Here is a 21241-nt window from a genome sequence, read left to right on the forward strand (position 1 = left end):
TCTTGGGGCGTGCTTGGAGTGTCGCTCGCCACGTCTGACGAGGACCGCCGGGAAGTACGGCTAAGTACTTGCCCGGGATCGTCCTTCACTGTCTGAGCCAGCAGAAGTCTCGCTTCCATCGCCTACGACTGCCGTTTTGCTCAACAAGAACAGGGCGGCGCAACCTGCCAACACGATCATGCCGAGCGCCCAAAGAAAAGCGTGACTAAATACTTGTTCGGGCTCGAGCGAGAAATGTGGCTGCACGGCCGCAGTGACACCAGGCTGCAAGCTCCCGGCACTGCTGGCTGGAGCGAAGCTGGATATTCCGCGCGTCAGGATAACGGCAAGCAGCGCTGTGCCGAGTGCGCCACCGGCACGCTGTATGACGTTCAGCCCACTCGTTGCACGAGCGATCTCGTGCTTTCGCAACGTACTTAGCGCGGCGCTTGTCGCAGGCATCATCGTTGCACCTTTGCCGAGCCCGACAATGAACAACATCACTTCAATGCCCCAGAGCGGCGTTGTGTGTTCGATCATGCTCAAGAGCAGAACAGAAAATGCGGTACATGCGATGCCAGCCAAAACAACTTTTCCAGCACCCACTTTGTCGACCAGATAACCCGCGATCGGCATTGACAACACTGCCCCGAGTCCCTCTGCGGCAACGAGAAGGCCGGTGTCGAAGGCCGAATAACCGCGCACCATCTGAAAATATAAAGGAAACAAAAGGGACAGGCCGAAGGCGGCTGCACTCAACATAAAGGTGGTGACGGCGACGCTGCCAACGATCCGACGGTCAAACAACCGGACATCGATCAGCGCATCGTCGCGACGTAAGGCGTGAAGGATGAATCCGACGATCATCGCAAGACCACCGAACGCACAGCCATCCGCCGTAAGCGAGTTGAAGTTGCCCGCTACCGTAATTTCGGTAAGACCATAGATGAAGATCGCCAATCCCGGTGAAAGGAGCAATAAGCCGGTCCAGTCCAGGGCGTGATTGGGTTTGGATTCGTCAGAAGCAAGCACGCGGTAGGCTGCATACAATGCAATCGCCCCGACGGGGAGGTTGATGAAAAAGATCCAGCGCCAGGAAACGTCATCGACCAGCCATCCGCCCAAGGTCGGACCCAGGATGGGCCCCAGCACAATGGGCAGCCCTACGATTCCCATCAGGCGCCCCATGCGCTGCGGACCGGCAACGTGGCTCAGGAGCGTCATGCCGGTCGGCAAGATCATGCCGCCACCGAGTCCCTGCAGCACACGGAATATGATCAGCGATGACATCGACCATGCGGCGCCTGACAAGGCGGACCCGATTAGAAACAGCAGGATCGATATCAGATACAAACGCTTGGTGCCGAAGCGGTCGGCCGCCCAACCGGCGAGGGGTATGATCGTGGTGAGGGCCAGCATGTAGCCGGTCGAGATCCACTGGGTGGTTTCCAGCGGGGTCTGGAAGGTTTTTGACAGTCCTTGGATCGCAACATTAACGACTGTCGTGTCGAGGATCGACATAAAGGCGCCCAGCACCACCACGCCCGCAACGCGTAGTAGATGCGGGTCCAGCCTGTCGGAATCTACACGGCGGGGAGAGAGATCGACGGTGCTCACGAAGCCCCCATTATTTCGCGCTTCATCAATTCGCTTTTGCGCTTGGCCGCGTTGACTGCAGCCATCGCGTCACCCATTCGGATTGCCCGCGAGATCTCCAGACTGCAGGTGTGCATGGCCGAGGCTACCGTGCCCGAAAAATGGGCAAGATCCGCCAACCTTTTGCTAAGCAAGGATTGTAGGGCCAGGCTTCGCACGAAAATGGCGAAGATCGGGTTGTCCATCATGTCGAGCAACGTGTTCTCGATGTCGATGAGATCGGTCAATTTGACGATCTGTGAAGGGAGATCTTTGATTGGGGAGGCAGGAGCTCCCTTGTTGCGTTCGGCAGCCAAGCGGACCCCTTCTATTACGAGCTGGCTCGACAACTCGAAGTTTTGCTCCGGTGAGATGCCGCAGTTCGCGATACCGGAACTGATCAGGCGTACGACCGCACCAATCCGCGGCTGCGTGCTGATCACGCCACCGCTGCGTCCGCGGCAGCAGGCAACGATGCCCAGATCCTCAAGCATTCGCAGGGCCGGGCGTACGATCTCGCTGGTGAAGCCGTAGCGAGCGCCGATATCCCATTCAGACCCGAGCTTGAATGACGCGGTGACCGCATGCGCAAGAATTTCCTCGACGATCAATCCCGCCAATCGACCGGAGGATTTTTTCAGATCGAGGAAGGTCGTTGTCTGGTCGAAGCTGACCTGATCCGTCGGTAGGTTCACCCCAAACAGGTCGAGGGTTTGTATGCGATCCCGGATCAGGCAGCACGCAGTTTCCGTGTCGCCTGATCCCATGGCCTCGATAAGGGCGTTGTCCAACGGCTCTGTGTGAATCTGGGCTTGGTCGACCTTGTTCTGGGGATTGGCGGCAACGTAGCGTCGCTGTAGTTCTTCCAGAAGATCTATCAGGAAAGCGATTGGCGGATTACCGCAGGCCTGGGCTAATTGGCGATAAAAGTTTGATCCTGACTCCTTGCCGCCAACGGGCGGTGTGTCCCGATAGACGAAGGGCGTGTTGCACCTGATGAGCGAACGGATGGCAAGCTGACAAACAACGATGCGCGCATCGCTAAGGGCGCGGGACGAGGTGCGGCTGAGGACCAGATGCAAAATGAGCGCTTGCGCTGTGTCGTTCAATCCCGGACGGGAGACATAGAGGCCACCGCCGACGCCTCGCCGAACATTGATGAGCCGGCGTGACTGCATGATGGCGATTGCCTCCTGGCAGGCCTTGCGTCCCATCCCGAAGCGCTGCCGCAGTTCTGAAACCGAACCGATCAGGTGACCCTCAGGCCAGCCGCGAACGCAGAGATCTTCCTCCATCGCGGCCACGACTTCGTGCGCCAGCTTATGCAGTCTGTTGTCCGGACCGACAATACGTTCACTGAAGTCGCGTCGGACCTCAGCCCTAACACCAGGAAAGTTCATGACGTCTCCACTCATTTTTGTTTTTGTTTTTTGTTTGTGCCGACGCTCGATCGAGCGACGGCAAAGTGCCTATGACATCTCCATCCTTTTGGGTTGCCGCAGCCGTTTATTCAGGGTTTTGTTTTCCGGTGGCGAGACGCGTGAACCGCTCCTGTTCGACAGCGTGACTCCATTCGGCGGGATATTCCGGGAGGAAAAATGCGAGGAGTGCGGCGAACCCGGTGAGGGCGGTCAGCACGGTGAATGGAACGGCATAGCTGCCCGTGGCGGTTTGCATGGCGCTCACCAGAAATGGCGAGAGGCCGAGGGAAAGCGTCGAGATGGCCAGGGTGAGGCCCTGAAGCTGGGCAAAGCACTTCAAACCGAAATAGCGTGCGATAAGAAAGGGCCCTAGAGCCGACTCCGCTCCTGTTGCGAAGCCGAGACAAGCGGTGGCCACGAACAGCAGTGGAACGTTGCCGTGATTGAAGTAGGAAAGCGCCAGGCCGATGGGCACGACCGCCAGCAGCGTGCCGACAATCCAGGGTCGGCGCGCACGGTCAAGCGTCATGCCGCCAGCGAGCAAGCCGATGATCGAGGCGATAAAGAGCACAGATTGCGACACCGCGACGGTCGCCGCATCGAAGCCGCGTTCAGCAAAAAAACTGACCGCGTTCTGACGCACCGCCATGGGGCCGGCGGCGGCCAGAGCCAAGGACAACGCGATGAAGATCCAGGTGGGGGTCCGAAGTGCTTTGCGCAGCGGGACACCGGGAATGTCTTTCAGGTTGGTTTCGGCCGGGGTCTTGGGAAAGGCTGGCTCTATGGTTATGTAGGAGGGTTCGGAGAGGAGGAACAGCGCAGCCGGAATCGCGAGAATCGCAATTGAGGCGGCGACAGCATAGTAGGTGCCATCCCAGCCCAGGCCAGCGAACCCCGAGTTGTCGCCGTCAATTGCCCATTGGAACACAGGGGAGAGCACGGCACTCGCCAGGCTCGACACCATGCCGATCAGGGCAAAGCCGATACCGCGATGGCGCGGGAACCATGCCGTGACGACCTTGAAGACCACCGCGAGGCTGGCCATGAAGCCGAACACCGACGCCAGCACGATGACGATGCCGAAAAGCCAGGGAAAGGGGCTGCTGAGCGGTATCAACGCAGTCGTCGCGGCGTACAAGACCGTAGCAGGGATGGAGACCCGTCTAGCCCCCCACCGGTCCACCCACGCACCCGCGATCGGGAGGATAAACGGTGCAATTAACAACGGGATGGCCACAAACAGCAGAAGCGCCTCCGGCATGGGCTTTGCGGTCTGAGCCGCGAACGATGCCGTGATGAAGGGCATCATCGCCGAGAGGCCCGCGGGGCTGAGTGTCATCATGATGAAACAGCCCAGGAGCGCGGCTTTCGCTCGGCCAGGTGCTCGCCGAAAATCGAGAAGATAAGTCTGCCACGTCGCTTTGGGCGGAGGGTGGCCTATAAAAGAGGAGTGGTCCGCAGTCTGTTCCACAAGGTTGTCTCCATTTTTATTTTTGTCGAGGATAGAGTTCATACCGATCTGCCTGACCGCGCGTCACGACGCTTTCGTGTGACGGCGGTCTTTCGCTCGGTGTCGGTTATGCTTTCGGAGGGCCTGGCGGTGCTCCTGGCGGTGGCTCCGACGGTGTCAACGCGGCCATCATCGGAAATGGTTTCAGTCCGAACATGTCGCGACCATTGATCTCGGCCATTGGATCCACTCGGAAGGCGCCGTGCGTAGCCAGCACGTGGATATCGCGGACGAAGCGCTGGATCGGATTGCTAAGGCTCACCGTTGAAGAACCCAGTGCAAGCTGAAGGCCATCGATTGTCCCGAGACATTCATGAATCTGGTGAACGAGATCCATAGTGATTTCCGGCTCCTCCTGTGGAAAGAAATCCTCTCCAGCGATGGCGCGACGGTCCACTTCGTCGGCATGGCGGTAGATCACAGCCTCGGCTGCATTGATGACCGCGCGTGCTTTACCCGCAACGACCTGGATGCTGGCCATTTCGGACATGGTGGAATACGGGACGTTGAAGGGGGCGCGTTTTTTTGCTTGTTCGATGAATGCGGTCAGCGCACCTTTGGCCATCCCGCTGGCGAGTGCCGCAAAGGAAATGGTCATCGCCACCATTGAGCCGATGGGACTATGTTTGAAGCCGACGCCCTGGTATTTGCCACGGAGTCCGTCGATGAGCCCGATCAACTGATCCATCTGAACGACGCGATAGTCGGGGACAAACACTTCTTCCTCTGTCTGCACGCTGTTGCTCGATGTCGCCGTCAGCCCCATGACTTTCCAGTCATCAAGGATCTGGTACTGGTCTTGCGACAGTATCGCCATTGCGCGGCGCTGGACGCCCGTATCCGGGTCGATGTATCCGATGCCAACCGACCCCCAGGCCGCAATGCGGCACCCGCTCCCGAACGGCCATTTGCCTTTGACCATGTAGCCGCCTTCGACTTTACGACCTTCGCCGACATGGGGGGCCAGCACCGTTGCGCCGAACATGAGCGGACCGGCCCATGTCTCCACGTCGCTGAAAACCTCGTTACGTGCCCGCTCGGGAAAGGCGAGTGTATTGCGGGCGGCGCTCGAGACGATCACTGTCCAGCCGGCCGATGCATCCGCCAGGCCCAGAGCGTTGACGATCTCGGCGGTGTCGCGTGCGCCAAGCGCATAGCCGCCCAGTTCGATCGGCAGCGTGATCTTGAAAACCCCCACTTCATGCAGGGCCGCAAGCGTCGCAGGTGCGAGCATCCCGAGTTGCTCTCCCTCAGAGGCATGCGCGCGCAGCAGTTCGAGCTTGCCTATGACGTCATCGCGTATCCTTTTTCCGGTTTCGCTCAGATAAGGCGATTCTGAAAATTTCGGGGTTATCCCCGGAAAACGGAAATCTTTGTTTATGTGGTTCATGGCAGGCCTCAACTCTTTTTCGGTGGAAACGGGTCAGCCATTTTTTTGAAGGTGCTCCAATGTTCGGAGAGTTTTCCGTCGCGTACCCGGAACACCGTGATCATGTACCACTCATAGGTCTGGCCAGGTGCCGTCGGATCCGCAAGCGGCTCCTTCATCATGATGCAGCCAAGCTCTCCCTCGACTATCACACTCACAACGGGTGGTGGCGTAACACCGCTGAGCGGGACGCGGCGGAAATGCTCGATGAGCAGTTCGCGGCCATTGCCCGGGGCGTTCGGGTCGTGCTGGATATAGTCATCGGCGATGAAACGCGTCATCACTTCCTCGACTTTCTCCTGCACGGTGCCGTCGCGCACCATGCGGGCAAGCTCTGCCTCGAACTCGATGAGCAACCGCTTGGTCGCCGTGAGCTCAGGCGTGGGGGAGGCTGCCAACGCCTCGATATAGTCCGGCCGGTCGAGCCAGGTCTGGTACAGCTGCGGGTTGTGGATCTGGGCTACGCCATCAACAATGGTGAAATCGCTCATCAGCTCACATGCTCCTTCTTGAATTTGTTGTCTTGCACTGGGTTGTCACGCGTCGGCACGGCTCCGCCGAACATCGAGAAGGGTTCTCGTCCCAGGATGCGGCGGCCATTCTGTTCGGACTGAGGATCGACCCGGATCGCGCCATGGGATGTCAGCACCCGGACGTCCCGTGCAAAGCGCTGGATTGGATTTTTCAGCGACATCGACGAAGAGCCGATGGTCTTTTGCAGGAGGGTGATCGCGTCCTCGCAAAGGTTTCCCGCATAGGCAAGGCTAAGGCTGATTTCGGATTCCTCTTCAATTGTGAAATCCAGTCCAGCCGCGGTCCTGGCGTCCAACTGATCCGCGCAGCCCTCGATCGTGGCAGCCGCGACCTTGATCATGGCCAGGGACTTTCCTGCGGCGACCTGGACCGAGGCCATGTCGGCGATAGTGGGGTAGGGCAAGCTGAAGGGTTTGCGTGTCTGCGACTGCTCCGCGAAGCACGAGAGCGCTCCGCGGGCCATGCCCAACGCGATGGCGATGTTGGTGAGTGTCACCGTGAGCAGCTGGGCGAGACCGCGCTGCTGGAAACCGGCGCCCTGGAAGTGGTCGCGAATCAGCTGCATCCGCAACGGAAATTCCGCAAGATCCAGGAAACGATGGTCAGGCACGAACTGTTCGGAAACGATCTCAAGACTGTTGCTCGCCGATCCTGACAATCCCATGACATGCCAGTCGTCGAGGATTTCATACTGGTCGCGCTGGACCACGACGACGCCACGGCCGGAGCCCCCGGCCGACGCCGGGTTGTATTCGACGCCAAGCAACGCCCATTTGGCGTGCTTGCATCCGCTTCCAAAAGCCCAGCGGCCCTTCACCATCCAGCCGCCGTCGACTTTGCGAGCGTCGCCGACCTTCGTCGCATAGACGGAGGCGCCAACAATCACTGGCCCAGCCCAGCCCTCGGTGTCGCGGCGGACTTCTTCGATGACTTGAGGTTGGAGCGCCAGGAGGTTCTTCATTCCCACACCGACGAAACCGGCCCATCCGGCTGAGCCGTCGCCCTCACCAAGGATACTGATGATCTCGACGAGATCGCGCGCGCCGAGCGCATAGCCACCCCATTCGAGGGGCATTCCCATCTTGAAGATGCCGGCATCTGTAACGGCCTGGAGTACGTCTGGTGTGAGTGCTCCGATCTTTTCGCCTTCTTGAGCCTGTTCACGGATGAGCGGTATCAGCGCCCGTACCTTGGCGGCGATGGTGCGGCCAATGTCGGTGATCCAGGGTGATTCGACGGAACCAGTTGGCACCATGGGCGGCAGCGGCCCGTCAATTGGAAACTGTGACATATCGAATTTTCCTAGCGAAAGTTTCTGAGTGGCTTTGGCTGTGTTGTGTGATGTGCCGACCGGCCCGCGAATTCGACGACCTGACGGCCAACCAGATTGAGCTGGTTGGTTGCGGCCTGGTCCTGGCAGACGCCGTCGGAGAAGATTTTTCCGCTTGTGTTAATTGCGGCCCCCATGGGCGTCGGCCAACCCCGTAGTGCGTGAACGATCGACCGCAGCGCGCCGAGGGTCCCGCCGGTCGCTTGCCAGCCATAGGCGGTAGCGATCAATCCGACTGGCAGCCCATCCAGATAAACCCTCTCGTCCTTAGCCATTTCTTCGAAATAGTCGATTGCGTTCTTGACCAGACCCGAGAGGGTGCCGTGATACCCGGGGCTTGCGATGATCAGACCATCCGCGGCGCGAATAGCCTCGATCAACGCCAGTTCTTCACTGCTGCGCGCGATGCTGCCCGGCACATAATGCGGGAGAGCCAGGAGAGCATCGCCTCCGAATAGCTGGGTCCTCCCACCCGCCACTTCTGCGGCTGACAGGGCAAGGACCAGTGCCTGCTCGGTGGAGGAACCTTTGAAAGCCGTACCGCCGATTCCGACGATGAAGGGCTTGTCCGAATGCGTTTTCATGGCCGCAACCCTCCGACCATCACCAGTTCTTCGACCGGCCGACGTCCGTTGGGTTGCTCACGCTCCTGCAAGGGCGGGGGCAACAGGCTTTTATCTCCCGGCCTGCCAATGGCAATCACGGTTTCGACCCGGTAGGTTGCCTTGGGCACCTCAAGCACTTCGTAAGCACGCTCGACATCGAACCCGGCCATCGCATGTGTGTACCAACCAAGCCGCGTTGCCTGCAAGGCGAGATAGGCCCAGGCCGCGCCGGCATCGAGCGAATGGCTGTAGGAAGGGACCGGTCCGGGGGCGCCCGGTGGCTGCGCGGTGTTGGCGGACACGAGCACCACCAGCGCTGAGGCCCGTACGGCCCAGCCCTGGTTCATGGGCACGAGAAGATTGAACAGACGCGACCACTGCGGCGTGTCCCGGCGGGCATAGATGAAGCGCCATGGTTGCGAATTGAAAGAGGACGGTGCCCAATGGGCCGCCTCGAAGAGGGTCATCAGGTCCTGTTCGGAAATGACAGCTTCCTCATCAAGAGCGCGTGGAGACCAACGCTCCAGGAAGATCGGATCGATGGCATAAGTGGATGAACGATTGGAAAAACTGGTCATATCGTTTTCTCTCTGTGTGAAGCTGTTAGCGCTGGGCCAAGCCGCCAGCGAACATGTTGAAGGGCGGGAGACCAAGCACATGTCGTCCCGCGATTTCTGCAGCCGGATCCCGACGGATAGCACCGTGGGTCAGCATCACCCGTGCGTCTCGGGCGAAACGTTGAATGGGGTTGCGCAGGCTGACGGTCGAAGAGCCGATGCAAAGCTGCATCTCGTCAATGGCCTCGCCGCAGAGATTCGCGGCGTAGACGAGGCTCATCGTGGCGAGCGATTCCTCGCGAGGCATGAAGTCCTCTGTGCGCAGAGTGCGTGCATCGACTTCGTCGGCCGTCTGCAGGATCAACGCCTCGGCGGCCTGGATCATGGCGTGTGCCCGTCCTGCAACGACCTGGGTCGACGGCATCGTCGCGACCGTTTCATAAGGCAGATTGAACGGCACGCGCTTGTTGGCCTGGTCGACGAAGCAATCAAGACAGCCCCTTGCCATGCCGAGGGTGATGGCGATATTGGCGAGCGCCGTGGAGAGCATGGTGGCCAAGGGGCCCATTCGATAAGTGAGCCCTTCATATTTCTGTGGCAGAGCGCCCAAGGCGGCAGGCAGGTCGGCATGGCGGACCACGCGATACGCCGGAACGAAGATCTCGTTCCGGGCCACGATGCTGTTGCTTGAGCTCGCGGCCATACCCATGACATGCCAGTCGTCGAGGATCTCGTACTGGTCCCGAGAGATCAGCGCCAAGCCGCGAACGGGCTTACCATCCTCTTGCCACTCGATGCCGACGACTGCCCAAGCGGCATAACTGCAGCCGCTGCCGTACATCCACTTGCCTGTGACCAGGAACCCCTCGTCGGTGCGTCTGGCCTGCCCGACGATGTTGGAAAAGATCGAAGCCCCCACAGCGGCGGGTCCGACCCAATCGGCGATCTGCGTCGAAACTTCGTCAACTGCCTGCTGGCTAAAAGCGAGAACCAGGCGGACGCCGGATGCCGCGAAACCGCTCCAGCCAGCTGAACCATCGGCATAGGAGGCGGCGGCGATCACTTCTACCAAATCGCGTGCACCGAAGGCCGAGCCTCCGAACTTTGCTGGTAGCGTGGTACGAAAAAAGCCGGTCTGGTCCAGCGCCCGCAGTGCCTCGGGCACGAGCGCCGTCGCTTTTTCGCTGTCCCACGCGGTGTCGCGCAGGAGAGGCGTCAGCGCCAGGATCGCATCGCGCATTTTCACAGCTTCAGGACTTGGGCCAGGGGCATTAACGGGGGGCGCGCCGGATCCGGCGTCGGAATCCGCCGACGTGTTGAGCTTGCTGAGTGGGTTCATTTTATTGTCGTTTTCGTTGGGGGTTGAACACGATGCAGATAGTGGCGCCCACCCAGCGCAGAAACGAAGTCTCAGAGGGTTACGTCATCCAGGCCTGGAGACCGATGGCTACTTGTGACGTGTTGTGACCTGTGCGGTCGCGACGCTATGGGGTATGAACCCAAAAAGGAGATAGGATGTGACAACCTGCCGCACGATGGACGAGCACAACCATGGCTCCAAGTGTCATCACCACCGTCGATCTGCAAGAGGAGCGCGTTATCGCGGCGCTCCATGCTGTGCTGCAAAGCGAAACCTTCCAGAGGACGAAGCGTCTGCGGGAGTTGCTGCAGTATCTCGTGTCCGAAACGCTCGCCGGCCGCGGTGATCGGCTCAAACAATTCAATATCGCCGTGGATGCGTTCGGTCGTGATGGAGGCTTCGACCCGCGGATCGACACCAGCGTACGGACCGAAGCATGGCGGCTAAGAACACGGCTGGAGCTCTATTATCGGACCGAAGGCGCGATGGATGCGGTGCGGATCGCATTGCCTAAAGGCGGATTCACGCCAAGGTTTCAATTCAAGACCAGGAGCATGGAGGCGATGGCGGTGCGATCTCCTGTGCGCGAGCAACCTCGGCCACGGCTGCTGATTTTGCCTTTTTCAGGTCTGAGCATCGAAGATCCCGACCTGGTCACCTCATTCCATGACGAAATTAGCCTATACCTCGCCAATCTCCCGAACGTAGCCGTGCTTTCCCGGGGCACCAGCCAGAGATTCGGCCAGACGGCTATGGATCTGCCAGTTGCCGTTCGAGCGTCACAAGCCTCCTACGTCATGGAAGGAAGTCTGTTCCGGCAAGGGCAGACCTATCGCTTGAATCTGCGAATCACTGATCCGATCCGGGATGAGACTGTCTGGTCGGGACGCCATGAACAACAGGTGGAAGACATGATCGTTTTCCAACGCAAGGTTGCGACCAATGTCGCCGAATCTGTTCACGTCTGGCTCAGTTCCAGGCCCACCGAAGTGATCCGCGAAGACGAGATGGCGCCGCGATATGTAATGCGCGATAACGTATTGCTGCGGGAATATTTACGCGGTGCGATCCGGGACCGAACGGCAGGTGAACAGGTCGCCCTCGGAGTGGGGCGTCTCACGTCCGGCCATGCCGACGAAGCGACGATGATGTTCAACCAGGCGATCATGGCCAGCCCGGCAGAGGGCTTGCCCCATACCGCGATGGGATTGGGGCATCTTCAATCCGGGCGGCTGAAGGAGGCATACCAGGCCGCCGAGCGCGGGGTCGAACTGGCTCCGCAGTCCGCCTTCGCTGTATCTTCGCTTGCCGCGATCTGTATGCATATGCGCGATTTCGATGGTGCGATCATGTTCGCCCAGAGGTCCGTAGCTTTGGCACCCGAGTTCGATGCGGTAAAACTTTTACTGGGAGACTGTTTTCTTTATGCCGGACTCCCCAACAGCGCCATCGCTCAACTGGAGGAAACCTGCCGTGTGATGGACGACCATCCTGTCGCCCTGGCGCATTTGGGCTTCGCTTATGCCCAAACCGGACAGGAAGCCAAGGCAAGGTATCTGCTCAATGTTTTGCAAGACAGTAGCGCTAATCCGGAAGGAGCCCATTTGGCGGCGATGACGTTGATTCACCTTGGTTTGCAAGAGGTGGAGCAGGCCTTTCATTGGCTGGATCAAGCCCTCAAGTCGCGCGCTCATATCCAGGAATTACTGCTTCTCACATCACCCGCCTACGATGTCCTGCGCTCCCATCCACATTTCAATTCATTCGCGGGTCGTCTGAACGCTTCCTAGGCCTTATCAACAGGAAGAGGCGTGACGTGACCCTCTGTGACTTCCGCACTCCTTTTCCGGCCGGCCATACTCCCCAACTAGAATCCTGACGCGCCGAAGCAGCAGGTGGAAGGGCCGTCGACGATGCCCTGCCGCCCGGCACCGCATAAATTCAAACGATGATCGAGCTGGCGCCGTCAGCTCGATCATTGCGGGCTTGCGTGCGAAGCAGGGGGCTGTGTTCATGTGATGTTCTGACTCGGAATGTGAAGACTATGACCTACCAGTTCCAATCGATGGACCAAGCAGCTCGCAACCGCCAGCTCGTGATCGATTTCTACAGACATGTGTTCGATGCTCGGAATCCCGCGGCGGTAAAGGATTTCGTGACCGAGGACTACCAGCAGCATAGTTCTCACCTGCCCAGCGGCCGCGCCGGCCTGGAGGCTTTCGTGGCCGAGACGTTTCGCGGCCTGCCGCCGCTGCCGGTTCAGCCGGACCTTTTCATGCCGCCAACGCTCATCGTTGCCGAGGGCGATATGGTGGTGATTGCGGGTGAATTCCCCCAGCCCGAGCCGGAAGATCCGACGCGCACCTATCCCTTTTTCGTGTTCGATGCCTATCGCGTCCGCGATGGAAAGCTCGCCGAACATTGGAGCGGCATCAACAAGATCGCACCGCCCAAACACCCCGGCTAGGGGATTGTCATGACAGTGATGCAGGGCTGAAATTTTTCAAATCGCACTCTGCATCACTGCTCCTCGGCAGTTCGTGTCGGTATCCCATAGGCTTGAAAGCAGCCGTTTGAGTTCAACTCAAAGACTCAATGAGAAATCAAATATGCGTGTACATCGTTCTAATCTGAGCCATTACGCTCAGGTGCTTGCCTGCGTCTGTTGCATAACCATTTCACCACTTTCTCGTGCGAATTCCGACAAGGATCCGTGGGAGGATATTAATCGATCCATCTTTTCGTTCAATGACACATTAGATACTTACGCAATGAAACCACTCGCCCAGGGATATCAATTTGTCACTCCCCACATTGTTCAAGATGGCGTACATAACGCCTTCAATAATATGGGGGAAGTAAAAAACCTGGCTAACAATTTACTTCAAGCAAAGTTTCATAGCGCCGGAGTTGATACGAGTCGCCTTTTACTTAACAGCACAATGGGACTGCTGGGTTTAATCGACGTCGCGACACCTATGGGTCTGCGGCGCAATGACGAAGATTTCGGTCAAACGCTGGGTTACTGGGGTGTAAATAGTGGCCCTTATCTTGTACTGCCTCTCCTGGGGCCAAGCACGCTTCGCGATGCGCCAGCAATTCTGCCCGATGCCTACATCACGCCCAATCGTTATATCGACGACGTTCCTGCTCGTAATGGCGTGTACGGCATTAGTATGATCGACGGTCGCGCTCAATATCTAAAATCAGAAAAACTCATCAGCGGTGACAAATACAGCTTTATTCGAAATGTTTATCTGCAGGGCAGAGAATTCAAGGTTAAGGATGAAAACGTAAAGGATGACTTCTAATGAAACAAAGCATCGGCCGGCCTAGTCGGCGTTACGCCGGCGTGTGCATATGTCGGCGTCGGCGGTGCTCACGAAAATCTGGAGATAGGCGCCTTCTCGCGTACCGATGGCAAGACGGCCATGGATGGCTATAAGCTGGTTCGGGGCACGCTCATTGCCATACTTCATGCTAACTAAAGGAAGGCATCACACTGTGGGAACCGTTCCTCCATCGATGACGTATTCAGTACCAGTAATGGAGCTTGCAAGCGGCGAGACGAGGAATGCGATCAGATCGGCTACTTCCCTTGGTTTAGCGGGGCGTCCGATCGGGATGCCTCCCAGTGAGCCCATTACGACTTGGCGGCCACCCTCATAATCGGTGCCGTTCTGCCTCGCAATCTCCTCTACAAAGGCGACTGCTGCCTCCGTCTCCACCCATCCTGGTGAAACCCTGACCACGCGCACGCCCTTGGGGCTGACCTCTTTGGAAAGGCCCTTGCTGTAGTTCGAGAGCGCGGCCTTGGCGGCGGCATACGCAAGCGCGGACTCAGGTAGCGGTAGCTGGCGCTGGATAGAGGTGACATGGATGATGACACCCGAGCCTTGCTTGAGCAGCATGGGCAACAGCGCTCGGTCGAGGCGAACTACCGAGAACAGGTTCAGGTCCAGAGCCCGTTGCCATTCCTGGTCGTCGAGCACCGCATAGCCACCGGCTGGAGCTGATGAGCCACCAGCAACATGAACGATGATATCGAGACCGCCGAGACGATCATGGACGGCATCGAAGACGCTGGCACAACCCTCGGTGGTGGTGATGTCCGCTGAGACGAAGAGGTCCTCGGGCAGGTGTTCGGGACGCGAGCGCGCAGCTGTCAGGACTTTTGCGCCAGCCTCGCGAAGTCGGGAGACGACGGCTTCTCCAATGCCTTTGGTTCCGCCGGTGACCAGCGCCCGGAGGTCTTCGAGTTCCAGTGCGATGCTCATTAGCGAATCTCCAGGGATGCGATCTTGTCGTCGACGAGTACAACGGTGTAAGTGAGCTCGACAGGGCTGCCAGGGAAGTTCCCCGTAAGCCGAGCGAGCAGGGTCACGGTCTGTCCTTCCTGCGAGCTGCTCAATGGTTCGATGCTGTATTGATACTTCGCCTGGGAGGCTTGCTTCCAGGACTTGATAGCCTCCAACCCCTTGTACGTCTGGCCTTCGTCGCGCACGGTGGCATCTTTGGCGAAGCAGCGCTCCAACACCTCGGTGTCAGTAATCTTTTCGGCCGCAAGGTAGCTGGCGAGCGGTTCAGGCAATTCGATTTTCATGGCGATTTCACCTCACTGATGTAAGGATTTCTTCATCCACATACTCGCTTTCGGCCATGCCCGATGGCAAGAACCCACGAAAAAGTAAGCTAGGGAAATATGAGAAAAATCTATACGCCCTCTACTGCGGCCAGTGAAGTAGAAGCAGTGTTCAAGCAACTCGAAGGACGTTGGAAGCTGGTGATCCTGTTCCACCTCTTCGGTGGCCAGGTGCAACGCTTTTCCGAGCTGGAAAAGCTAATCCCCGAGATATCCCAGAAAATGCTCGCCCAGCAGTTACGCCAGTTGGAAGCGGATGGCATCGTGCACCGCACCGCCTATCCGCAAGTACCACCCAAGGTGGAGTACCGCATGACAGAGTGGGGTCAGGCGCTTTGTCCGGCACTGGATGCACTGTTGAAATGGGCGGAACTTCGGGAGACGCGCAAGCCAGCAGGTTGATCGCAGTCCCACCTGAGAGGCCGCTTCTGGCCGAGGCTATGTAAAAACGTTTTTGAGAGCGATAGGTACTCAAAGCCGGACTGGAAATCGCGCTTCTACGCGAAATCCACATCTGCTGATGTGCCGATAAATTTCAGATTTAACGTAGACGCGCACACTTCAATGTTGGCGAAGCGTTTTTACCCCTGTCGTAAGGGGCAGCCACAACCCATAGCGGACCCTCACAAACTCACCCAGCAGTGACGTTAGGTCTTGCCGGCGAGTTTCGACGCTTGACCCCTGATCCTTTCGAGAGCTTCAGTGACGTGCTTCGGATATTCACCGGTGAGCCTGATCCAGTCGGCACGCATGAATGGGCATGATCCGTACGCCTATCTGAAGAATGTGCTGACGCGGCTGCCGACGCAGCGGGCGAGTGAGATTGCGGAGTTACTGCCGCATAGATGGAAATAGGCTTGGCTTCGCAGCGCGCTTTTAGCTCCTTGCATGCTGCGCTGTGGAGTAGAATGAGAACTTCACTCATTGGATAGAGACGGATGTGAATGGAAGCGTTAGCCACCTTTTCTACTAAGAATTTCAAGCCAACAGGCCTGAGTCCAACTCCTCAGATTGCTACCTCTTTGCCAGTGTCTATCAGCACCATGGAGAAATGCTACTCGGGTGCTATCGACGGGGTTTCCTCAACAGTTTTTACTGCGGCGTTCGACCAAACGACCAAGACGGGCAGTTACATCGCAATTGAGAGCTTCAAAGGTACTGTGAATGGGAAAGAAGGCACCTTCAATTTCATCCACTCTGCCTCCACAACCGGAACTAATCGGGCAGATGAATTTTTCTGCATAGTCGGAGGCAGTGGTACAGGTGATTTGATAGGGATATCGGGATCAGGAGGGATCAAAATCGAAACCGATGGCACTCACCATATTTGGTTGAATTACCAACTCGAATAGGTCTGAAATAGTTTTGAGGTAATGTCGCAGAGGACACCATTGCCCTGGATGCTGCATCAAGGTAGGTGTCTTCGCCGGACGCTTACGCGAGTTGCACTGCGGCTCGCGGATGGCCGCCGGCCACCCGCCACCCGCCACCCGCCACCCGCCACCCGCGAGCCAGTGCCATCAAGCCAGCAGCTTAAGCTCGTCTTTACCGTACTTGAGCGATTTCTCGTCTGGAATCATCAGGCCGGTGTGCTCGTTGCGTCCCTGCAGGATGAAGCGGGCGTTCGGGGTGCCCAACTGGGTAGCGGCCTGCTGGCTGTCGGCGCCGATCTCGCCCTTCTTCATGCGGTTGACGATCACCCCCACCGCCGTATCGTTGAAGTCGCGCAGCATCCAGGCATCGCCATCGCTGTCGCCAGCCACCAACACCGGGCCATAGCCCTTCTGTTTAACCAGCACGTTCTTGATGCCGACGGTCTTGCCCGGCCCGTAGTTGAAGTGCCAGTCCGGCTGATAACGAGTGGTGTACTTGCCGCCTTCCATCGCCATGCGCAGGCCGATCACGTTCTCAGGCGGCACGCCGTATCCGTAATGAGGATTGCCCGCGAACACGCGTACCACATCGTCGATCGAGGCGGTGCTGACATAGACGTCGATGCCGTTGGCGCGCAGCGTGTGCATCAGGCCGCGGATTTCCTCATGGATGCGGATGCCATGAAAGTGCGTATCCGCCACCACCCCGGCCTTGCCCGGCAAAGTGCGTGAGCTCTCGTACTTGACCTTGCGCAGCGCGTCGCCGATGGCGTAGTTGTTGGAAGCCTCGGCCATCGCCTGCAACTCAGTCGTGGTCATGTTCTTGTAGAAATACAGAATCCACTTATAGCCGATCTCCACCGGGTAACTGTCGCAGATCGCGTCGTACATGAAGTAGAGCTTGGCGAGAAAATCCTTGTACTGCTCGCTGGCCTGAATCTCTTCCAGGCTCTTGTCGCCGGCGAGCCCCTTGTAGTTGGCGTACAACCAGCGGTAATCCGCTTCTACGTCGCTGGCGATGTCTTCCATCTTGACCGGCTTGGAGTCCACCGTGGTGTAGTCCTTCATGAACGCGCCGTTCGGCACGTCCTGACGCACCACCTCAGCGAACTCATCGGGCGTCAGCTTGTACTGCAGATGATTGATCTGGTAGACCAGCAGCGCTTCTTCACAGTCGTTCATGATGCAGGTGTTGTCCCAGTCGAACACCGCGTACGGGCGCTGGTCAGGGCGGTAGGACGCGCTCTTGACGCCGTGTTCATCGATCACCGCCTGCAGACGCTTTTGGTTGAGCGGCGACCAGCGCGCCGGGTCCAGCGCACTTGGTGTGGCCGGGGGCGTGGCGGCTTGCGTTATGCGGGATGACAACAACAGCGGACTGACAACGGAAACGGTGGCGAGGGTGTTCAGAAACTGGCGACGCTGCATGGCATAGCTCCTACTTCTAGATGAGAGGTTGCAACCGAGGCGATGGCGAAAGCGTGTTTCGAAATGCGGACGAGGGGAAGAATCCGTCCGGCCACGAGGCTAGCTCCAAATACACAAAAAAACAATAATGCCTCAACATCGCACAAATGTGACGCGCAGGCTGCGCCAGCCCAATGATCGTGAGGCCGCGCCAAACTTGACAGCGACTGACGCCCCTCCACAATGCGCGCTCGGACAGCGACTCGAACAGCAGGGACACCCGGTATGTGGCAAGAAGAGCGTTACCAGCGGATCCGCGCACTGCTATCGACCTTGCAGCACGTCACCACCGACCGCATCGTCACGGAACTGAACGTTTCACGCGAGACGGTGCGACGCGACCTGGTCGCTCTGGAAGAGCAGGGGGAGTTGAAGCGGATACATGGCGGCGCCATCCGCGTTGAAGACGAAGCGCCCATCGCCGAGCGGGCGAACATCAACGTCAAATTCAAGCGTGACCTCGCGCGCGCAGCGGTCAGTCTGCTGTCGCACGGACAGACAGTGTTTATCGACGCGGGCACCACCACCGTCATCCTCGCCGAAGAGCTGGCCAAGCTGGGAGGGCTGACCGTGATCACCAACTCGTTCAACGTGGCGTTGCAATTGCGTAATCCCGCTGTGCCAGGCGGCCAGCACAACGAGGTGATCGTACTGGGCGGTTCGCTCGGCGACCGCGCTCCCGCTACGGTTGGCGGCACCACGGTAGCGGAAATTGGCCGCTATCGGGCCGACCTCGCGCTGTTATCGCCCGTCGGCATCGACGCCCAGCGCGGTGCCAGCAACTACGACCACCGCGAAGCCGAAGTGGCGCGCGCCATGGCCGACAATGCCGAAGGCGTGGTCATCCTCGCCGACTACAGCAAGATCGGCGTGGAGAGCCGCGTCGCTTTCTGCCCGCCAGAACGCATCGACGTGCTCATCACCAACCACAAGGCCAGTACCGAAGCGGCGTTCGCCGCACTGAACGCCAAGCTCAGACGTATTGTCCTGGCGTAGCAGTGGCTCGGCGGTTGCAACAGGCATTGACGCAGCGTGATGCTCTAGTGCGGCGCAACCGGGTAGATCTTGCACGACGCGACTCTCGGTGCGGGAAAACTGACCGTAACTGTATTGGCTGCGATCGCTTGCAATGGGTCGTTAGTGGCCAGTCGCGACAGGCAGAAAACGGGCCAAACGCTGCCTGTCGAAAAACCGTTAATCTCATTCCAACTTGGTCTTCACATTCTGCCCCGCGACCGATCAATGCTTCACTGTCTATACAAAAAAAACCTCTCCCCTTGGGTGAGTGTCGTTTTTCGCATCAACTCTTTGCGCAATTTTCCGGGGGACATGCCAAACATGTTCTGAAAATGTCGAATGAAATGGGGCGCATCGGCGAACCCGCATTCGAAAGCGATTTCCCCGATATGTCGATCCGAGCTGATGAGAAGCCATCGGCCAAACCTGAGTCGAACGTGGCGATAGAATTGGGCTGGAGTGTTACTGGTTTCAGCGACAAACAGTCGCTCCAGTTGCCGTTTACTGGTACCGACAAGGTTCGCGATTGAGTCAATATCCAAGGGCTCGGTCATGTGCTTTTCCATCAGCATCACGGCTTCGTGCAGGCGCCTGTTCGAAGAGCTGGCGTAGCCAAGTGCCTTGCGCCGGTCGACGAAACTGCCGGAGCTGCTTTTTGCGACCGTCATCTGATGAACAACTTTGCCGGCCCGATCCGGGCCGCAATGCACCCCAATAAGATGGATGGCCAACTCAATCACCGAGATACCGCCTGCGCAGGTGATCCGATCCTTGTCGATGAGGAAGTCACTGTTGCTGACAAAGCGCAATCTGGGGAACAGACGTTTCCAGTCGTCGCAATGGTAGGCATGCACGCAAGCAGTACGTCCCTCCATCAGGCCATGTCGAGCGAGCACGAAGCTGCCCGTGCATAGACCGATCAATGGCACGTCAGCGGCTGCCGCCTGATGCAGAAATGCCGGATAAGTCTTTGGTGCTTCCTCAAGGGAATCGAGCAGTCCACCAATCACCACGATGTAATCAAATTGATGAGGATGGGTGAGTTCACTGTCGATAGGTACATCCAGTCCGCAACTGGAAATGACTCTTTGCCCAGGGGTACCGAGTACTTTCCATTGGCATCGTATCGGGCGGCTCTGATCACCCGTATCGGCAGCATGTCGCAACGCATCGGTCAGCCCTGAGAGTGACAGCAAGGGGAAGCGCGGCCACAACACAATACCAATGGACAACTCGGTGGCGCCGCGTCGGCTTGGCGGATGTCGTGCCTGACCATGATCAAGCCCTTCCACGAGGCTTTCGCTGGAGGCCCTGGGCAGTACATCTCCGAAATGTCGCAAATGTTCAATCATTCATGCAAACCATCCAACAAGTTATACCGCTGATCACCATACGATGAGCTCCTGCCTAACACCATGCTGTTCATAAAAAAACAATCGAGGAGCACGTGATGAAGAAGCCCAACGTTCAACGTTTCGCCGGTATCTATGCGGGTCTGCTGGTATCCATGCTGGCCTCGGTACCGGCATTCGCACTGGAAACGGTAGAGCCGGGAAGCCTGACTATCGCGTTCACTGGCGATATGCCGGGGACCGGTTATCAAGACAGCCGGATGGTCGGCTACGACGGTGAAATCCTTCAACAAATATCTGAGAAGCTGGGGCTGAAGGTTAAACCTGCCTTGATGGACTGGGCCGGCACCATCGCCTCAGTACAAGCTAAACGCGTGGATGTCATGGCCGGCACCATGGGCTGGACCGAGCAGCGCGCGAAGATCATGACCGTGAGCGACCCGATTCACTATTTCAAGAACGGGATCACCCAGACCGACAAGACCAACTGGAGCAGCCTCAAAGATTTGCAGGGCAAGAAAGTCGGCACCATCACGGGTTTTTCGTTCATCCCTGAGATGCGCAAGATCGAAGGGCTGCAAGTAGCGCTGTACGACACCTCCGATGCCGCGGTGCGCGATCTCCTCGCCGGGCGCATCGATGCAGTGATTGGCGATCCTCCGGTCATGCAATACGCCATTTTTCGCAACGAGCAGTGGCACCTGCACTTCAACGCTTTCACCGACAACGATCCGAATTTCCCACTGCTGACGGGTCTGGGTCAGGTGGTGTACGGCTTCAATAAACGGGCCAGCCCGCAGCTGGTGGCTGCCGTGAACGAGCAGATCCAGACCCTCTGGAAAAGCTGTGAAATGCGCAAGATCGGTGCCCGCTACGGTCTGACTCAGGATGTCTGGTATGTGCCGGAAGGCAAGGACCTGAGGCTGGGTGTCGACCGCCCGGCGGACTGGAAACTGCCCGGCTGCAAGTAAGCGCTTGAGCGGATGAATCGGCCTGATGGCCCGTGCCGATTCATCGCCATGTCTATAAC

General features: G+C 58.2%; 20 protein-coding genes and 1 pseudogene. 8 read left to right on the plus strand and 13 right to left on the minus strand.

The window, feature by feature from the left end; all coding sequences use genetic code 11:
• Nucleotides 1-60: 60 nt before the first annotated feature.
• The 9 genes from AC1RO5_RS00905 to AC1RO5_RS00945 all read right to left on the minus strand — a co-directional run bounded on the left by AC1RO5_RS00905 (nucleotide 61) and on the right by AC1RO5_RS00945 (nucleotide 10339).
• Nucleotides 61-1596: a DHA2 family efflux MFS transporter permease subunit gene (locus tag AC1RO5_RS00905; RefSeq protein WP_493171918.1), complete on the minus strand. Its 1536-nt coding sequence runs from the start codon at nucleotides 1594-1596 to the stop codon at nucleotides 61-63.
• Entirely contained in the window at nucleotides 1593-3014 is a 1422-nt protein-coding gene (locus tag AC1RO5_RS00910; protein WP_493171919.1) for an FCD domain-containing protein, read from the minus strand. Before AC1RO5_RS00910 ends, AC1RO5_RS00905 begins: the two co-directional genes overlap by 4 nt.
• A gap of 106 nt (nucleotides 3015-3120) precedes the next feature.
• A complete protein-coding gene (locus tag AC1RO5_RS00915; RefSeq protein WP_493171920.1) occupies nucleotides 3121-4548 on the minus strand; it encodes an MFS transporter in 1428 nt (475 codons plus the stop codon).
• 64 nt (nucleotides 4549-4612) lie between these two features.
• Nucleotides 4613-5935 (minus strand): acyl-CoA dehydrogenase family protein, encoded by a 1323-nt coding sequence (locus AC1RO5_RS00920; RefSeq protein ID WP_493171922.1) that lies wholly within the window; start codon nucleotides 5933-5935, stop codon nucleotides 4613-4615.
• A gap of 8 nt (nucleotides 5936-5943) precedes the next feature.
• A complete protein-coding gene (locus AC1RO5_RS00925; protein WP_493171924.1) occupies nucleotides 5944-6465 on the minus strand; it encodes a nuclear transport factor 2 family protein in 522 nt (173 codons plus the stop codon).
• Nucleotides 6465-7799, minus strand: coding sequence for an acyl-CoA dehydrogenase family protein (locus AC1RO5_RS00930; RefSeq protein WP_493171926.1), 1335 nt, complete (start codon nucleotides 7797-7799; stop codon nucleotides 6465-6467). Before AC1RO5_RS00930 ends, AC1RO5_RS00925 begins: the two co-directional genes overlap by 1 nt.
• Nucleotides 7800-7810: 11 nt before the next feature.
• Complete coding sequence (locus AC1RO5_RS00935; RefSeq protein WP_493171928.1) at nucleotides 7811-8422, minus strand: NADPH-dependent FMN reductase; 612 nt, start codon at nucleotides 8420-8422, stop codon at nucleotides 7811-7813.
• Entirely contained in the window at nucleotides 8419-9021 is a 603-nt protein-coding gene (locus AC1RO5_RS00940) for a nitroreductase family protein (protein WP_493171930.1), read from the minus strand. Before AC1RO5_RS00940 ends, AC1RO5_RS00935 begins: the two co-directional genes overlap by 4 nt.
• A gap of 25 nt (nucleotides 9022-9046) precedes the next feature.
• A complete protein-coding gene (locus AC1RO5_RS00945; protein ID WP_493171932.1) occupies nucleotides 9047-10339 on the minus strand; it encodes an acyl-CoA dehydrogenase family protein in 1293 nt (430 codons plus the stop codon).
• Between the two features lie 212 nt (nucleotides 10340-10551).
• Between AC1RO5_RS00945 and AC1RO5_RS00950 the strand changes: the two genes are divergently transcribed.
• From AC1RO5_RS00950 to AC1RO5_RS00960, 3 genes are all read left to right on the plus strand, one after another.
• Complete coding sequence (locus AC1RO5_RS00950) at nucleotides 10552-12150, plus strand: hypothetical protein (RefSeq protein WP_493171934.1); 1599 nt, start codon at nucleotides 10552-10554, stop codon at nucleotides 12148-12150.
• 254 nt (nucleotides 12151-12404) lie between these two features.
• Nucleotides 12405-12827 carry a nuclear transport factor 2 family protein gene (locus tag AC1RO5_RS00955; protein WP_493171936.1) on the plus strand — a complete coding sequence of 141 codons (423 nt, stop codon included), beginning with the start codon at nucleotides 12405-12407 and terminating at the stop codon, nucleotides 12825-12827.
• A gap of 142 nt (nucleotides 12828-12969) precedes the next feature.
• Nucleotides 12970-13671 carry an MlaA family lipoprotein gene (locus AC1RO5_RS00960; protein ID WP_493171938.1) on the plus strand — a complete coding sequence of 234 codons (702 nt, stop codon included), beginning with the start codon at nucleotides 12970-12972 and terminating at the stop codon, nucleotides 13669-13671.
• A 186-nt stretch (nucleotides 13672-13857) separates the two neighbouring features.
• On the opposite strand, the gene AC1RO5_RS00965 is transcribed toward AC1RO5_RS00960, so the two are convergent.
• The gene (locus AC1RO5_RS00965; protein ID WP_493171940.1) at nucleotides 13858-14637 is read right to left on the minus strand and encodes an SDR family oxidoreductase; all 780 of its coding nucleotides are present in this window, start codon (nucleotides 14635-14637) and stop codon (nucleotides 13858-13860) included.
• Nucleotides 14637-14963, minus strand: coding sequence for a nuclear transport factor 2 family protein (locus AC1RO5_RS00970; protein WP_442099348.1), 327 nt, complete (start codon nucleotides 14961-14963; stop codon nucleotides 14637-14639). The genes AC1RO5_RS00965 and AC1RO5_RS00970 overlap by 1 nt, the downstream gene beginning before the upstream one ends.
• A 99-nt stretch (nucleotides 14964-15062) precedes the next feature.
• Here AC1RO5_RS00970 and AC1RO5_RS00975 point away from each other — a divergent pair, with 99 nt between their 5' ends.
• The 3 genes and pseudogenes from AC1RO5_RS00975 to AC1RO5_RS00985 all read left to right on the plus strand — a co-directional run bounded on the left by AC1RO5_RS00975 (nucleotide 15063) and on the right by AC1RO5_RS00985 (nucleotide 16354).
• Nucleotides 15063-15404 (plus strand): winged helix-turn-helix transcriptional regulator, encoded by a 342-nt coding sequence (locus AC1RO5_RS00975; RefSeq protein ID WP_493171941.1) that lies wholly within the window; start codon nucleotides 15063-15065, stop codon nucleotides 15402-15404.
• 324 nt (nucleotides 15405-15728) lie between these two features.
• Nucleotides 15729-15857, plus strand: a pseudogene (locus AC1RO5_RS00980) (transposase domain-containing protein); the annotation flags it as partial.
• An 89-nt stretch (nucleotides 15858-15946) separates the two neighbouring features.
• Nucleotides 15947-16354, plus strand: a complete 408-nt coding sequence (locus tag AC1RO5_RS00985) for a DUF3224 domain-containing protein (protein WP_493171943.1) — start codon at nucleotides 15947-15949, stop codon at nucleotides 16352-16354.
• A gap of 168 nt (nucleotides 16355-16522) precedes the next feature.
• Here the strand turns inward: AC1RO5_RS00985 and AC1RO5_RS00990 are convergent, their stop codons facing one another.
• The gene (locus tag AC1RO5_RS00990) at nucleotides 16523-17803 is read right to left on the minus strand and encodes a haloacid dehalogenase-like hydrolase (RefSeq protein WP_493171945.1); all 1281 of its coding nucleotides are present in this window, start codon (nucleotides 17801-17803) and stop codon (nucleotides 16523-16525) included.
• 222 nt (nucleotides 17804-18025) lie between these two features.
• On the opposite strand from AC1RO5_RS00990, the gene AC1RO5_RS00995 reads away from it, so the two are divergent.
• Nucleotides 18026-18838, plus strand: a complete 813-nt coding sequence (locus AC1RO5_RS00995; RefSeq protein WP_493171947.1) for a DeoR/GlpR family DNA-binding transcription regulator — start codon at nucleotides 18026-18028, stop codon at nucleotides 18836-18838.
• 251 nt (nucleotides 18839-19089) lie between these two features.
• Here the strand turns inward: AC1RO5_RS00995 and AC1RO5_RS01000 are convergent, their stop codons facing one another.
• Nucleotides 19090-20211 (minus strand): GlxA family transcriptional regulator, encoded by a 1122-nt coding sequence (locus tag AC1RO5_RS01000; RefSeq protein ID WP_493171949.1) that lies wholly within the window; start codon nucleotides 20209-20211, stop codon nucleotides 19090-19092.
• Between the two features lie 98 nt (nucleotides 20212-20309).
• Here AC1RO5_RS01000 and AC1RO5_RS01005 point away from each other — a divergent pair, with 98 nt between their 5' ends.
• Nucleotides 20310-21182, plus strand: coding sequence for a substrate-binding periplasmic protein (locus tag AC1RO5_RS01005; RefSeq protein ID WP_493171951.1), 873 nt, complete (start codon nucleotides 20310-20312; stop codon nucleotides 21180-21182).
• The last annotated feature ends 59 nt before the right edge of the window (nucleotides 21183-21241 follow it).

The sequence above is a fragment of the Pseudomonas sp. GW822-FHT02G04 genome (assembly GCF_058802085.1).

What these genes read in the sequence shown, in the direction of transcription:
- AC1RO5_RS00910 (WP_493171919.1), bottom strand. Translation starts at nt 3,014, where the DNA reads ATGAACTTTCCTGGTGTTAGGGCTGAGGTCCGACGCGACTTCAGTGAA.
- AC1RO5_RS00915 (WP_493171920.1), bottom strand. Translation starts at nt 4,548, where the DNA reads ATGAACTCTATCCTCGACAAAAATAAAAATGGAGACAACCTTGTGGAA.
- AC1RO5_RS00920 (WP_493171922.1), bottom strand. Translation starts at nt 5,935, where the DNA reads ATGAACCACATAAACAAAGATTTCCGTTTTCCGGGGATAACCCCGAAA.
- AC1RO5_RS00925 (WP_493171924.1), bottom strand. Translation starts at nt 6,465, where the DNA reads ATGAGCGATTTCACCATTGTTGATGGCGTAGCCCAGATCCACAACCCG.
- AC1RO5_RS00930 (WP_493171926.1), bottom strand. Translation starts at nt 7,799, where the DNA reads ATGTCACAGTTTCCAATTGACGGGCCGCTGCCGCCCATGGTGCCAACT.
- AC1RO5_RS00935 (WP_493171928.1), bottom strand. Translation starts at nt 8,422, where the DNA reads ATGAAAACGCATTCGGACAAGCCCTTCATCGTCGGAATCGGCGGTACG.
- AC1RO5_RS00940 (WP_493171930.1), bottom strand. Translation starts at nt 9,021, where the DNA reads ATGACCAGTTTTTCCAATCGTTCATCCACTTATGCCATCGATCCGATC.
- AC1RO5_RS00945 (WP_493171932.1), bottom strand. Translation starts at nt 10,339, where the DNA reads ATGAACCCACTCAGCAAGCTCAACACGTCGGCGGATTCCGACGCCGGA.
- AC1RO5_RS00950 (WP_493171934.1), top strand. Translation starts at nt 10,552, where the DNA reads ATGGCTCCAAGTGTCATCACCACCGTCGATCTGCAAGAGGAGCGCGTT.
- AC1RO5_RS00955 (WP_493171936.1), top strand. Translation starts at nt 12,405, where the DNA reads ATGACCTACCAGTTCCAATCGATGGACCAAGCAGCTCGCAACCGCCAG.
- AC1RO5_RS00960 (WP_493171938.1), top strand. Translation starts at nt 12,970, where the DNA reads ATGCGTGTACATCGTTCTAATCTGAGCCATTACGCTCAGGTGCTTGCC.
- AC1RO5_RS00965 (WP_493171940.1), bottom strand. Translation starts at nt 14,637, where the DNA reads ATGAGCATCGCACTGGAACTCGAAGACCTCCGGGCGCTGGTCACCGGC.
- AC1RO5_RS00970 (WP_442099348.1), bottom strand. Translation starts at nt 14,963, where the DNA reads ATGAAAATCGAATTGCCTGAACCGCTCGCCAGCTACCTTGCGGCCGAA.
- AC1RO5_RS00975 (WP_493171941.1), top strand. Translation starts at nt 15,063, where the DNA reads ATGAGAAAAATCTATACGCCCTCTACTGCGGCCAGTGAAGTAGAAGCA.
- AC1RO5_RS00985 (WP_493171943.1), top strand. Translation starts at nt 15,947, where the DNA reads ATGGAAGCGTTAGCCACCTTTTCTACTAAGAATTTCAAGCCAACAGGC.
- AC1RO5_RS00990 (WP_493171945.1), bottom strand. Translation starts at nt 17,803, where the DNA reads ATGCAGCGTCGCCAGTTTCTGAACACCCTCGCCACCGTTTCCGTTGTC.
- AC1RO5_RS00995 (WP_493171947.1), top strand. Translation starts at nt 18,026, where the DNA reads ATGCGCGCTCGGACAGCGACTCGAACAGCAGGGACACCCGGTATGTGG.
- AC1RO5_RS01000 (WP_493171949.1), bottom strand. Translation starts at nt 20,211, where the DNA reads ATGATTGAACATTTGCGACATTTCGGAGATGTACTGCCCAGGGCCTCC.
- AC1RO5_RS01005 (WP_493171951.1), top strand. Translation starts at nt 20,310, where the DNA reads ATGAAGAAGCCCAACGTTCAACGTTTCGCCGGTATCTATGCGGGTCTG.